This window comes from Chryseobacterium oleae, from assembly GCF_900115055.1.
Lineage (GTDB): Bacteria > Bacteroidota > Bacteroidia > Flavobacteriales > Weeksellaceae > Chryseobacterium > Chryseobacterium oleae.
Genome location: NZ_FOVD01000004.1, coordinates 1 through 13,919 on the forward strand (window position 1 = coordinate 1; position 13,919 = coordinate 13,919).

At 37.7% G+C, this 13,919-nt stretch carries 14 protein-coding genes and 1 pseudogene; 4 read left to right on the forward strand and 11 right to left on the reverse strand.

The features are described from left to right. Both BM143_RS24335 and BM143_RS13695 read left to right on the forward strand, forming a co-directional pair. Window positions 1-121 (forward strand): annotated as a pseudogene (locus BM143_RS24335) (IS110 family transposase); the annotation flags it as partial. A gap of 134 nt (window positions 122-255) precedes the next feature. Next, a complete protein-coding gene (locus tag BM143_RS13695) occupies window positions 256-624 on the forward strand; it encodes a hypothetical protein (RefSeq protein ID WP_228430824.1) in 369 nt (122 codons plus the stop codon). A gap of 344 nt (window positions 625-968) precedes the next feature. On the opposite strand, the gene BM143_RS13700 is transcribed toward BM143_RS13695, so the two are convergent. The 5 genes from BM143_RS13700 to BM143_RS13720 form a co-directional block, all read right to left on the reverse strand. Beyond that, a complete protein-coding gene (locus BM143_RS13700) occupies window positions 969-1,439 on the reverse strand; it encodes a DUF6702 family protein (RefSeq protein ID WP_228430826.1) in 471 nt (156 codons plus the stop codon). A gap of 58 nt (window positions 1,440-1,497) precedes the next feature. Beyond that, on the reverse strand, window positions 1,498-2,250 hold the full coding sequence (locus BM143_RS13705; protein WP_090025026.1) for an LOG family protein: 753 nt from the start codon (window positions 2,248-2,250) through the stop codon (window positions 1,498-1,500). An 8-nt stretch (window positions 2,251-2,258) separates the two neighbouring features. Then, a complete protein-coding gene (locus tag BM143_RS13710; RefSeq protein WP_090025027.1) occupies window positions 2,259-2,972 on the reverse strand; it encodes a nucleotidyltransferase family protein in 714 nt (237 codons plus the stop codon). A gap of 75 nt (window positions 2,973-3,047) precedes the next feature. Further along, a complete protein-coding gene (locus BM143_RS13715; protein WP_090025028.1) occupies window positions 3,048-3,464 on the reverse strand; it encodes a RapZ C-terminal domain-containing protein in 417 nt (138 codons plus the stop codon). A gap of 137 nt (window positions 3,465-3,601) precedes the next feature. Then, entirely contained in the window at window positions 3,602-4,621 is a 1,020-nt protein-coding gene (locus BM143_RS13720) for an aminoglycoside phosphotransferase family protein (RefSeq protein WP_090025029.1), read from the reverse strand. Between the two features lie 218 nt (window positions 4,622-4,839). Here BM143_RS13720 and xrtF point away from each other — a divergent pair, with 218 nt between their 5' ends. Together xrtF and BM143_RS13730 are read left to right on the forward strand one after the other, a co-directional pair. Continuing rightward, window positions 4,840-5,370, forward strand: coding sequence for an exosortase family protein XrtF (gene xrtF / locus BM143_RS13725; protein ID WP_090025030.1), 531 nt, complete (start codon window positions 4,840-4,842; stop codon window positions 5,368-5,370). After that, entirely contained in the window at window positions 5,357-5,803 is a 447-nt protein-coding gene (locus tag BM143_RS13730) for an exosortase F system-associated membrane protein (protein WP_090025031.1), read from the forward strand. Before xrtF ends, BM143_RS13730 begins: the two co-directional genes overlap by 14 nt. 188 nt (window positions 5,804-5,991) lie before the next feature. Here the strand turns inward: BM143_RS13730 and BM143_RS13735 are convergent, their stop codons facing one another. From BM143_RS13735 to nadB, 6 genes are all read right to left on the reverse strand, one after another. Beyond that, window positions 5,992-6,993, reverse strand: coding sequence for a cation diffusion facilitator family transporter (locus tag BM143_RS13735; RefSeq protein WP_090025032.1), 1,002 nt, complete (start codon window positions 6,991-6,993; stop codon window positions 5,992-5,994). Between the two features lie 53 nt (window positions 6,994-7,046). Beyond that, window positions 7,047-8,039 (reverse strand): aspartate-semialdehyde dehydrogenase, encoded by a 993-nt coding sequence (locus tag BM143_RS13740; protein ID WP_072924679.1) that lies wholly within the window; start codon window positions 8,037-8,039, stop codon window positions 7,047-7,049. A gap of 75 nt (window positions 8,040-8,114) precedes the next feature. After that, window positions 8,115-8,552 (reverse strand): hypothetical protein, encoded by a 438-nt coding sequence (locus tag BM143_RS13745; protein ID WP_034724008.1) that lies wholly within the window; start codon window positions 8,550-8,552, stop codon window positions 8,115-8,117. A gap of 94 nt (window positions 8,553-8,646) precedes the next feature. Beyond that, window positions 8,647-11,238, reverse strand: a complete 2,592-nt coding sequence (locus BM143_RS13750) for a TonB-dependent receptor (RefSeq protein WP_090025033.1) — start codon at window positions 11,236-11,238, stop codon at window positions 8,647-8,649. A 209-nt stretch (window positions 11,239-11,447) separates the two neighbouring features. Continuing rightward, a complete protein-coding gene (nadC, locus tag BM143_RS13755) occupies window positions 11,448-12,308 on the reverse strand; it encodes a carboxylating nicotinate-nucleotide diphosphorylase (protein WP_090025034.1) in 861 nt (286 codons plus the stop codon). A gap of 12 nt (window positions 12,309-12,320) precedes the next feature. Beyond that, window positions 12,321-13,892, reverse strand: coding sequence for an L-aspartate oxidase (nadB, locus tag BM143_RS13760; protein WP_090025035.1), 1,572 nt, complete (start codon window positions 13,890-13,892; stop codon window positions 12,321-12,323). Window positions 13,893-13,919: the final 27 nt, after the last annotated feature.

The following is a 13,919-nucleotide window of genomic DNA, read 5'->3' on the forward strand; positions in this document are numbered from 1 at the left end:
TGAAAGAATTCTGGAAAAAAAGAAATGTAAAAAAGTAGCATTAATTGCTGTATGCAATAAACTTTTAAGACAAGCTTTCGGGATTTTAAAGAATAAAATACAATATCAACAAAATTATTAATAAAATATAAATATTTTAACTTTTAAAAGTTGGCAATTAACATAGAATGTCAAGGTTCAAAACCTTGATAAGGATAAGTTTTGTCTTTTTTAAAATGAGTATATTGGAATATATAAAAGTTAAACTCATCCTGTATGAACGAAATAACCAAAACCTTGACCTGTTTGTTCGTGTTTATCATGCTTTTCTCCTGTGAAAAAAACGAATGTTTTAAATACAGCCAGATACTTTCCGAAGAGGAATGTAATATTATTGTAGATCTGGAACCTGCTAATTCGGTCTGGTTTGAGATTAAAGGACATGATCCTATAACGCAGGAACCTAAAGTTTGCAAAACACACAACCGATGGTGGAATTTATATGCCGATGAAATAGAGCTTGGAGATACGGTGGTAAAAAAGAGAGGCGAACTAACATTTAATATTCACAAGAAAGACACAGTGATCACGCATGAATGGGAAAAATGTCATGACATAAATGCTACTGTTAGCAAAGGATCTTAATCGCTATTATTTTGGATCAATTTCAAAGCTTTGGGAGCAAGCTTTTTAAACATTAAGACATTAAGATCTTAAAAGATGGGGTGCTTAAAGAACTTAAAAAAAATCAATTTATTGATTTCTTCATTCATAAAAATAAGCATACTGCTTAAATCCTTAATGTTTAAATTAAGAAATAAACTAAAGTTTCTTGAGGTTAAAGAAATTAAGGTCAATTTTAAACAGATTGTATTTATTCTACTCCCCAAGCTTTAAGATTAATCCATTATTTTGATAAAACAAAACAGGAAAAGACACAAAAAAACCACCGCATTTGCAGTGGTTTATTTATTTTTAAATTATTCCGGTTAGAAAGAAACCTCGTTCACTTCTTTTCCTCGCTGGAAGTTCATTACTTTCTGACTTCCTTTGTAAGAAACACTTACAATATTGAACTGTTTAGGAAAAGAACTTAAAAGGATCGTGTTTTTAATCTTCATGGTACTGATGTCCGACACACCGCCGGTTTCAAAATATACCCATACCGTTTCTCCGCTTACCTGACTTCCGGTGAATGTTATAGTTTTCGGAGAGCCATTGATGTACACATCAAAATTATTGTTCACATATTTTTTTACTTCTGCTTCAAATCCGGCTGTATTAGGATTGATTTTAATAGCGTCAGAAATATGGTTGGTATTCATTTTTGTGGTAAACTTCAATGTTTTGCTTCCATCTATATAATCAACTTTGGTCATTGAAGAGAAAAAGTCTACATACATAAAACTCATTAACACAAAAAATGTTAAAATTCCTGATATATATAAAAGTTTTTTCATCTTAATTAATAGATTTACAATCATACTTGCTAATTATAGGTCACAAATAATATGCCAATTAAAAATTTACATTCACAGAATACTTGTCATAAAATGCCTTGATGTGGGCCACCGCTTCATCAGCCGTGTCTACCACTCTGTATAAGTCCAGATCATCTTCTGCGATCATCCCTTCTTTTAACAGTGTTGCTTTAAACCATTCCAACAGTCCGCCCCAGAATTCACTTCCTACAAGAACGATCGGAAATTTACCGATTTTATTGGTCTGGATCAATGTCATAGCTTCCGTCAGTTCATCCAGTGTCCCGAAACCTCCCGGCATTACCACGAATCCCTGGGAATATTTTACGAACATTACTTTTCTTACAAAAAAGTAATCGAAGTTCATCGAATACGATTTGTTAATATACGGATTAAAATGCTGTTCAAACGGCAAATCAATATTAAGTCCGATAGATCTTCCCTGTGCATTAAAAGCGCCTTTATTTCCTGCTTCCATGATCCCGGGGCCACCTCCGGTAATGATGCCGAAACCCAGTTTGGTGATCTTTTCAGCAATTTCCACCGCCATTTCGTAATATTTACTTTCAGGCTTCAGTCTTGCAGATCCGAATATAGAAACACAAGGTCCGATTTTGGCCAGTTTTTCGTAGCCATCCACGAATTCAGCCATCACTTTGAAAACCATCCAGCTGTCTTTAGTGATGGTTTCGTCCCAGGTTTTCTGTCTGAGACTGTTGTGAAGCTTTGTTTCATTAATATTTAAGGCCGGATTTACTAAACTTTCATCCCTGTTTCCATCCATTTCCATTACAAAAATTATTTAAAATGTTTTTCGGCTTCTATTACGGATTCGGGTCTTCCCACATCTATCAGAATGCTGTCGTGCACAAATCCGTGGATATGCTCGGTCTGCATCAGATCCAGATATTCCTCCATAACAGAAAACTTGCCGGTTCTCTTTATTTTTTCAAAGATAGCGGGGTTGATACAGTGAACGCCACTGAAAGCAAGAGCTTTAAAGCCTTTATTGAATTCCGCAAGCCTCTGTTCTCCCGACTGTACATTCAGCCAGCCTCTCAAAACCATATCGTCGTTGAAAAGTAATTTTCGCGAACTATCTCTGTCTGAAACCGCTAAAGTAGCAAAATCTTTTATCTTTTTGTGGTATTCCACCAGCGCATTGATATTGATATCCGTTAAAATATCAGCGTTCATGATCAGAAAATCTTCCCCGTGATCGAGGAACTTTCTAGCAAAAATCAAGCCGCCACCGGTTTCCAGCAGTTCATTGGTCTCATCTGAGATTTCAATGTTGCATCCGAAATTACTGTTTTTATTTAAAAATTCAACAATCTGATTTCCAAAATGATGGATATTGATCACAAAATCTTTTATTCCGAAGCCTTTAAGATAATTGATATTTCTTTCCAAAAGCGGTATGCCGTTTACCTTGGCCAGTGCTTTCGGATGATGATCCGTAAAGGGTTTTAGCCTTGTGCCTTTTCCGGCAGCGAAAATTAAAGCTTTCATATAGTATAAGTAATGAGTGATAAGTAATGAGTAATTTCAGGGTTGATGAACAAGTAAAATAATACTTATTGCTCATTACCCATTACTCACGTTCAACTGGTGCTGTTCGTCATGGTGAAGGCTTATTTCTGTTCCCTCAGGATATTTTTCTTTAATGAATTCAGCAATTTTGATGGCAGAATATACGGATCTGTGCTGTCCGCCGGTGCATCCGAAACTGATCTGAAGGTCTTCAAAACCTCTTTCAAGATAATTATCGATATTGATGGATACGATGGATTTTACCAGTTCCAGAAATTTAGGCATCTCTGTTTTGGTTTCAAGATATTCCTGAACGCCGATGTCGTTTCCTGTCTGGATTTTATATTCTTCAATTCTTCCAGGGTTTAAAATTCCTCTGCAGTCGAAAGTAAAACCTCCGCCATTTCCTGAATGATCTTTGGGAATTCCTCCTTTTTTGTACGAAAAACTGTGTATGTCGATGTGTAGCATTGTTGTTTATTTTTTTTTAATTTGAACCATTTAAGGTTTTTATGTTTTTTAATAGTAAAGCCTTCGACTCCGCTCAGGCTGACATTTCTAATACTATATGTTAGTTTGTAAGTTGTCAGCCTGAGCGGAGTCGAAGGCTAACTTTTCAAAATAGTATTAATTTTAAATTTTACGTCTTCTAAAGATAGTTGCCCGATTACTTTTTTAAGTTCCGGATAGTCATTCATCTGTTCCCATGAGGATGCAAACTGCGTGATGTTTTGAATTCCTTTTTCCAGACTTGATATAAAATGTGGCTTCCTTTGGATCAGTCCTCTGAAGCCGTAAGCTCCAAGTACCTGCAGGAATCTCATCATCTGGATTGGTTTTACCGAGTTTTTTAGTTGAATTTTAACTTCTTCATTATCAAATTGTCCGATGTAATAATCAAGCATTTCGTTTTTGAAATCTTCCGGGAAATCAGCCTTAGCCTGGAAAAGAAAAGAGATCACATCATACATCAATGGTCCTTTCATAGCAGACTGATAATCGATGAACGAAACTTTACTTTCTTCATTCACCATGATGTTTCTGGCCTGAAAATCACGGATCATAATTCCTGTTGGCTCAAGGCTCTCAATAAGTGCGGCGATCTGTTTAAATTCTTTCAGCAAAGCAGATTTACGGTATTCCAGTTCCAGAACATCTGCCACGAAGTTTTTAAAATAATACAGATCATGGATCACAGGAAGCTCATCATAAATTTCGTATTCAAAAGTTTTTGAGAAATCAATTTTCCCCTGTGTTTGACTCTGAAGTTGGAAAAGCTTTTCTAAGGTCTGTTTTACCAATGCCTGCACATGTGAGGAAAGTCCTTCTTTGGTAATAATATCGGAAAGGGTTTGTCCTCCCAGGAATTCCTGTACATATATTTTTCTATCATCAGAGACTGCAAAAATACCAGGTGTGTTGAGGTTGAGTTCAGAGAAAATTTCAGAATAATACAGGAAACTTTCGTTTTCCGGGATATTTTCATTGCTGGTGATGATGTATTTTCTGTTGCCGGATTTGGCCAGGAAATTCACCCTCGCAGAACCGCTTTGAGCCAGTGTAACGAACTCAGAAGATGGTTCACCGAGATAGTTTTCAAAAAATCGTTTTGCGTTTTCGGAAGTCATAATATGGAAACAAATATACTAATTTAATGGGAGTTTGAGAGTTTTGGAGTTTGAGAGTATGAGGGTGTTGGAGTTTGAGAATGGTAGTAACTAAAATCTCGTATCCCAGAACCTGTATCTCAATAACCCGCATCTTGTGTCTGATATCTGGTATCTGGTATCTGAAATCTGATGTCTTAATTTAGCTTACATTTCAGTCTAATTTTTATCTTTGTACTATGCTAAAGGATTTTAAACCAGTTTTAAACATTTTGCTGAGGTTCATTGTCATTTATCTGGTGTTGCTTTTTGCTTACCAGTTTTATCTGAATGCCAGTAAGGCGGGCGGACTGGATCCTTTTTCGAGAATGATTGCAGATCAGGTGGCCTCTATTCAGAAAGCTTCAGGATTTCCTACGCTACTTTATGACGATGTGAAAAATGAGCAGGTTTGGTTTTATGTAAAGAAAAATTACGTAACCCGAATGGTGGAAGGGTGTAATGCCATTTCAGTAATGATCCTGTTTGTAGCATTCGTATTTGCGTTTTATAAAGGGGTTAAAACTTTTTTGTTTGCTCTTGCCGGACTTGTCCTTTTGTATATCATGAATCTTCTCCGGATTGTTGGCCTGAACGTGGTAATGTCAGATTATAAAGAATATGGAAAGATGTTTCATGATTTTATTTTTCCGGCGGTCATTTACGGAACGGTGGTGGTTCTTTGGCTGGTATGGATTAAATTCTTTGCTTTAAAAAATGAAAATTCTTAACTGGCTTCTCGTCATAGTAGGCATCTGCGGTCTTATCAGCGTGCGTGTGCTGGAGGATAAAATGTTCTATGATCCTTTCCTGGAATATTTTCATGAGGCGAATAAACATATTGCATTTCCACAGTTTGAATGGGGGAAATTAATAGCAGGCCATGTTTTCAGGTTTATTCTTAATCTTGCTTTGTCCTGTCTGATCATTCAGAGTCTTTTTAAAAATAAGCAGTGGACGGTGCAGGGCGCATTGCTCATCACCATTATATTTGCTATTACTTTTCCTATTTATCTTTACTGTATCTATGACCAGTTTGATGTGGGATATCTTTTCTCCTTTTATATGAGAAGGTTTGTCATTCAGCCGCTGGCGCTGCTTTTGATTGTTCCGATGTTTTATTACAGAAAACAGTTAGAAAAGAACAGGGAAATAAACGGGTAGTCTTATTAACTTACAGGTTGCCTCAAAATTTTGGAATATTAGGAAAGGTCAATGGTGAATTTTGCTTCGCAAGTGAATGGTGAATGATAGAAGTAGAAGTAAGAATCAAGATAATCAGAAGATGCTTCATTAGCTTAATTAATGGCAACCAGTAACTAACTAACCAGCAACTGACAACACTCTGAATCCTAATCTGCTGTATGTTTGTCTACACTCGTTACATTTTCCGGAGTCCATTGTACTCTTTTCACAAAGTTTTTTTCGCGGACAGGGCAGTCTTTGATCTGACAGACAGAACATGAGACGGTTTTACAGTCATCCATATGAAAGTTGAATTCTACGCTTCTTTTGGTGTTTTTAGCTAGAAGAATAATCATTTTTTCCATTTCATTGTGCGCTTCCCGAAGGCTGTAGTACCAAGGCAACGTAATATGGGCATCGATATGGAGATTAGCCCCGAATTGCTGGATTTTCATATTGTGAACGTCGATCCATTCTATTCTTCTGTTATCTTCGAGTACCTTGATAATCTGGTTCAGAAGGTCAGGATCCTGCTCATCCATAATACCGCTTAACGACTTTCTGACGATCTTATATCCGACATAGATGATGTAAAAACCAAAAACAAGGGCTACCACAGAATCCAGCCAATAGATTTTTGTAAAGTAAACAACCACTAAGCTGATGACCACACCTAATGTTGTGATGGTATCAGACTGAAGATGTTTTCCGGACGAAACCAGAACCAGCGAGTTTTCAGCCTGGCCTTTTTTAATGGAAATATACCCTAGAAGATAATTAACGATGGCGGTTGCAGCGATGATCCATATTCCCAGATCAAGTTTGGCTAAAGTTTTTCCCACAACTAAGCTGTTGATACCTTCATAGATGATCATGATCCCTGCAATGGCAATCAAAGCACCTTCGATGCCGGATGTTACGAATTCTACTTTTCCATGGCCATAAGGATGGTCTTCGTCCTTTGGTTTGGCGGCCAGGTGAAGAGAGTAGAGGCCCATAAATGCACTGATGACATTTACAACACTTTCCATGGCATCTGAAAAAACAGCATCGGAATTGGTGAGCTTCCATGCGATGATTTTTCCAATGAATAAGATGACTCCGAAAACAGCAATGATTTTCTGGAATCCTATTTTGTCTTTGTGGGTAATGGTCTTTTTATTTTCCATAGTTTGATAAAAAAAAGAATCTCAATTCTGAGACTCTTTTTTATTTTGTTAGTTTAAACTAAGTTGTTGGCTGCTAAGTATTCTGCAATCTGTACAGCGTTCGTTGCTGCTCCTTTTCGCAGATTGTCTGCTACGATCCAGAGATTCAGCGTTTTGGGCTGCGAGAGATCCCGTCTTATTCTGCCAACGAATACGTCGTCTTTACCTTCGGAGTAGAGCGGCATTGGATATTCGTTGTTTTTCACGTTGTCCATTACAACTACACCCGGTGTTTCAGATAAGATTTTTCTTACTTCGTCAAGGTCAAACTCATTTTCAAATTCAATATTTACACTTTCTGAGTGACCTCCCTGAACAGGAACTCTCACTGCAGTTGCTGTAAGGTTGAATGTATCATCACCTAAAATTTTCTTAGGCTCTTTCATGAGTTTGATCTCTTCTTTAGTGTAATCATCATCACTGAACACATCACAGTGAGGAAGAGCATTTTTAAAGATCTGATAAGGATATACTTTGGCAACACTGTCGTCTCCGTTTATTTCAGCATTAAGCTGATCTACGGCATTTTTCCCTGTTCCTGTTACGGACTGGTAGGTAGAAACAACGACTCTTTTCAGATCATATTTTTTATTCAATGGACCTAATACCATCACCAACTGAATGGTAGAACAGTTTGGATTGGCAATGATCTTATCTTCTTTGGTCAATACATTCGCATTGATTTCCGGAACCACCAGTTTTTTGGTAGGATCCATTCTCCAGGCAGAAGAATTGTCAATAACTGTAGTACCAGCTGCTGCAAACAGAGGGGCGAATTCAAGAGAAGTGTCTCCTCCGGCAGAGAAAATAGCGATATCAGGTTTGGCAGCTATAGCGTCTTTCATGCTTACAATCGTAAATTCCTCCTGTTTATACTTCACCTTCTTACCTACAGATCTTTCGGATGCTACCGGAATTAATTCTGTTACAGGGAAGTTTCTCTCCTCCAAAACTTTCAGCATAACTTGTCCAACCATTCCTGTTGAACCGACTACAGCTACTTTCATTGATTTAATTAAAAATTTAAGGTTAAACTATTACCAAGTGATCAACTTATTGTATATCACTTAGTATTTTATTTTTTAAGCCCCAAAGACTCTTGTCCAAGGGAACGCGAATGCAAATAAACCTACCGCAATAAGACCCATAATCACAATTCCTAAAGAAATGGTGTCATTAGATTTTACTTTCTTATTGATGATCGTCATCAATACCGCTGCGATCAGCATAGAAAATGGATGTTCTACAAATGTCTGTCTGCTGTAAGCATCTTTCATTAATGTTCCGGCAGCTATGGCAGCTTTAAAGCCCGGAGAGGTGAACAGTAAACATACGCCCAGTAAAAACTGAACGTGGAAGAAAATCATCGTGAAGAGCGTGATCTTCTTTAAAAATTTGTTCACTTTACCACTGAAGCCAAACATAGTAGCTAAAAGGGCAATAATAAATAATGAGGCCAAAAGAAGTTCAAGATACCCGAATCCTTTGTGTGCATTAAGCAAAATCTTGTAAAAATCCATATTCAATTTTTTCTATTTTTCTAGGTACAAATATAACAAAAATCCCGGCTAAAAGCCGGGATAGATATTTATAAAATCTAATATAATGATCTTATTAGAAGTTGAATGACAATGTTGCTGCCCATGTTCTTCCGAATCCGAAGAATACTCTGTTACCATTAGCGATACCTTTGTACATTCTTCCTGCATCCTGGTATGTTTTACCTAAGTCAGGATCTCCTGCTGTTGTGATTTTGTCACTTCCAAAGATATTTGTTGCACCATCCTGGATGTAAGTAGTATCAAACAAGTTGTAAACGTTAGCTCCAACTGTGAAATACTGGTTAGCGTCTCTCAATCTGATTTTATAAGATACACCAATATCAGTCAGGTTATAATCAGGTAATTTTAATACCCCTCTGTCTTGGTTAGCAATATTTGAGAAAGTAGCAATATCAATAGAAGAATAAAGCTTACCTACAAATCTCCATCCTGCATAGATGCTTAGGTCTTTTACCGGCTTAACAGTAGCTCCTAATGATGCAGTCATTTGAGGAATACTGTTGCTGCTTGTTCCTCCTACTTTTACTTTATCAATATAAAGCGTAGTTGTGTTTGAATCTCCAGCTACAGTTAGAGGATTGTTGTTTCCGTCAAATGTTGTACCTGTTGCGTTTCCTTTGTAATAATAGTCTCCCCAAGAGAACATACCATTAATTTCTAAGAACTTATTAAGTTTGTAAGTTGCATCAAATTCAACTCCTTGGTGGATTTCTGTGATACCATTCATTTCTGCATAAGCATCTGTTACGTCAGGAACCTGAATAGTTCTTCTTAAAGCTCTGTCTTTCCACTGCGTTCTGTAAACGTTAACGTTTGCACTGAAGTTTGCAGATCTGAATCCGTATCCAACTTCAGCAGAGAAAATTTTCTCATTCGTTAACTGAGGGTTAACAACTTGTTGGTTACTTGGATATACGGTATTCATAAATGGCTGCTTACTGTAATAACCAACGTTTGCAAAAACATTATGGTTTTCATTGATATTATAGTTAGCACCCCCTTTGATGTTGTATCCAAAGATGTTTTTGAAACCTGTTTTTCTGTTTACAGTTTGGTTTCTTTGTACAGTGATACCATCTTGAACGAACTCGTCGATTCTTTGGTATCCCTGATTAGAAACTGATCCTTGTAAGAATGCAGATAGATTATCTTTGGTATATTCTACCTGACCAAAACCACTGTACCAGATTACTTCTCCATCATTACTGAATCCAACTCTTTCGTTCAAAGGAACCTGGCTTCCTCCGAAAGGATTCCATGATAGTTTTTTGTAATCAGAAGTTTGAGAAACAAGGTTTGGAGCGATGTTTTTGTTATTGGAATCTTTGTATCCCTGTGCACCATATAGATCTGAAACCACCTGATAGTGATATCCGTAGTAGTATCTGTCATCAGTACCTACAGAGAAGTTCCAGTTATCATTAATCTTGTGTTGGAAATTGGCTAATATACCATACCAGTTATGAGAATTAATACTTGCTCTACGTACTAGTGTAGAACCTGCACCTGCTGTACTTGCGTTTACTGCAGCATTCTCAGCGAATAATTTGTCATAATTATAAAGACCTTGTGCGTCTCTAAAGTATCCTTGGCCATTAACTAAAGTTGTCAGACCTCTACCATTAACTCTTCCAAGATCAGCAGTTCCACCACCTCTACCATTAGACATGTATGCTACTGTGCTCAACTTGGATTTATCATTGATAGTCCAGTCCCAGTTAAGCATGATAACTGGTTTGTTATAATAGTTTGATCTGTTAGAAAGAGCGACTCTTCTTCCTTCAGCATTGGTATAATATCCCCAGTCTGAATTATAAGTTCTGTCAGGAGTTCCGTCATTATCCGGGTTATATCTTACATAATCACTGATAGAAGGAGCGTAAGATCTTTGATCATGCCATTGTGGAGCTCCGGTGATTGTGAATTGGAAATTGTGTTTTTTGTTCGGCTCCCAACCTAATGCAAAATAGTAAGCGTAAGATTCGTAGTCTGTATTTTGAACATAGGTAGATCCGCTTTGTCTGCTCATTAAGAATGAAGTAGACCATCCTTTGTCAGATTTTCCTGTATTGTAAGCGAATGATGTTTTTAAAAAGTCATTGTTACCAACTCCTAATCTTACAATCCCCCCTTTTTTCATATCTGCTGACTTCGTGATGAAGTTCATTGTACCTCCAACAGAAGCGATAGCCAGTTTAGAAGAACCAAGACCTCTTTGTACCTGCATAAAACTTGTTACGTCAGATAGCCCAGTCCAGTTTGAGAAATAAACAGTACCACCTTCCATATCATTAACAGGCATACCGTTTACCATTACTGCGATGTTTCTTGATTCAAAACCACGCATAACAATCTGAGAGTCTCCAAAACCACCGCCGCCTTTTGTTGCATATACAGATGGTGTTGTGTTTAAAAGTTCAACAAGTTCCTGGTTTCCTTGTCTTTCAAGAATTTGTGCTGCTTTTACTGTAGAAACTGCTACTGGTGTTTTTCTATCTTTAGCGATATCCGTAACACCTCTTAGAATTACCTCGTCAATATCTTTCGACTTCGTTACAGTGTCTTGAACTTGCTGAGCGTAATAAACACTAGCTGTAGATAAAGTGATAGCTACAGTCAGTATCGATTTGTTGATTAATTTCATAATCGTTAGTAATAGTTAGATTTAATTTTCTGCAAAATTCGCGAAATAAAATTTAACTAATATTAACTGTATGTTAATTTTTACTCAATCTTAATAAGAATTAAAATACTGATTATCAACGCTATGTATAAAAATTGAATTTTAGCATGAAAAAAATCATATTATTGAGTTTTTAATAAACAGGGGCTGTTTTTGTTAAAAATACAACGCTATTTCACTGCTTTGAGACTCAAATCTATATTTTCAGCAGAGTGGGTAAGGGCCCCGGCAGAGATATAAGTAACGCCTGTAGAAGCGATTTCTTTTAACATTTCACGGGTAATTCCACCTGATGCTTCAGACTCACAAGATCCATTAATCATCTCTACAGCCTGCTTCATCATCGGTACGCTCATGTTGTCAAGCATGATTCTGTCCACTTTTGCTTTGATGGCTTCCTTAACTTCTTCCAGATTTCTTGTTTCAACCTCGATCTTTAACTTTTTCTTGCTGCTTTTAACATAATCTTTTGCCATTTTCACGGCATTCGTAATGCTTCCGTTATAGTCAATATGGTTGTCTTTCAACATAATCATGTCGTATAAACCATATCTGTGGTTGGTTCCACCACCGATAGCCACTGCCCATTTTTCACAAACTCTGAAATTCGGAGTTGTTTTTCTGGTGTCGAGAAGTTTTGTTTTAGTGCCTACCAATCTGGAATCCCAGTCATGGGTAAGGGTAGCAATTCCGCTCATTCTCTGCATGCAGTTCAGGATAAGTCTTTCCGTGGAAAGAATGGATCTTGCGCTTCCGGTTACGATCATCGCAACGTCACCTACTTTGGCAGCTTCTCCATCTTTAATGAAAGTTTCTACCTTTAAATCCTTATCAAAAGTTTTAAAAATAATTTCTGCCAGCTCAACCCCTGCTAAAATACAGTCCTGTTTGACCAGAAGTTTAGCGCTCTGCTCAAGATCTTTCGGAATCGTGGAAAGAGTAGAGTGGTCGCCATCCTGAATGTCTTCCTCTAAGGCGTTTTTGATGAATGTTTTTAATACTTTATCTGTTGCGTAGCTTGGTCTTTTCATTATTGATGTTTTTTAGACTAGGTCTTTATTATAAAATGCGCCCTTGTTTTCCGTCATCTCCATAGATTGGGTAATGATGAGGTGCGCAACGGTTGTCAGGTTTCTCAATTCAGATAACTGCGGTGACAAAATGGAGTAGTGGTAAATTTCATCAACAGCTGCAGCGATTTCCTGATGTTTTTGCAGAGCCATACTCAGACGTCTGTTGCTTCTTACGATACCTACCAGATCACTCATCATTTCCTGAAGCTGTTTTCTGAGGTAACTTACGATCACCATTTCATCCATGATCTTCATACCTTCCTCATTCCATTCCGGAACAGCTTTGAGATCATCGAAATTGAAATTGTTTTCTTTAAGTAAATCAACGGTTTTGATCGCAGCATTGTGTCCGAAAACCAAACCTTCCAGTAGAGAATTTGAGGCGAGTCTGTTCGCGCCATGAAGTCCTGAGTTGGTACATTCACCTACAGCAAAAAGATTTTTGATAGAAGATTGTCCGTCACGGTCTACTTCGATACCACCCATCAGATAATGGCATGCAGGAACGACAGGGATTAATTGGGTAAAAGGATCAATTCCTTCTTCTCTGCATTTCTTATATATATTCGGGAAGTGCTCCAGGAATCTTTCTTGATCCATATCGCGGCAGTCGAGTCCGGCATATTCGTCACCGGAAATTTTCATTTCGTTGTCGATAGCTCTGGCTACAATATCTCTTGAGGCTAATTCTTCACGCTCATCATATTTGTGCATGAATTTTTCGCCTTTTTTGGTTCTTAATTTAGCACCGTCTCCTCTTACAGCTTCAGAAATAAGGAAAAGCATTCCGTTGATCTTGCTGTACAGAGCTGTCGGGTGAAACTGGTAATACTGCATATTCGAAACCTTACCTCTGGCACGGGCTACGAAGGCAATTCCGTCTCCGGTAGCAATGGTAGGATTTGTGGTGTTCTTATAAACGTGTCCTGCTCCCCCGGTAGCTGCGAGTGTGATTTTTGAGGTAATTTTTTTGATGGTCTTTGATTTTTCATCAAGGATGTAGGCTCCGTAGCAATTGATTTCACCTTCGTTTACTTCTTTCCCCGGAACATGGTGCTGGGTAATGATGTCAATAACGTAATGGTGATCGAGGATTTCAATATTTGGGCTGTTTTTCGCCGTTTCCAGCAAAGCTCTTTCAATTTCGAATCCTGTGATATCTTTATGGTGAACAATTCTGTTTTCAGTATGGCCGCCCTCTCTTCCCAAAGCGAATTCTCCGTTTTTCATGTCGAAGTTGGCACCCCATTCTACGATTTCATTGAATCTTGCAGGAGCTTCTCTTACGACCATTTCTACCACATCACGTTTGTTTTCTCCATCTCCGGCACGCATAGTATCATCGATATGCTTCTGGAAATTGTCATTTTTAAAATCGGTGACTACGGCCAGTCCGCCCTGTGCATATTTAGTATTGCTTTCGTCTTCGTCTGATTTTGTTACAATGATGATTTTGGCATCAGGGAACTGTTCAGAAACTTTAATGGCATAGGAAAGTCCCGAGATGCCGGAACCGATTACTAATACATCCGCTTTTATCATATGCTTGCTTTAGGTACAATCGTTTAA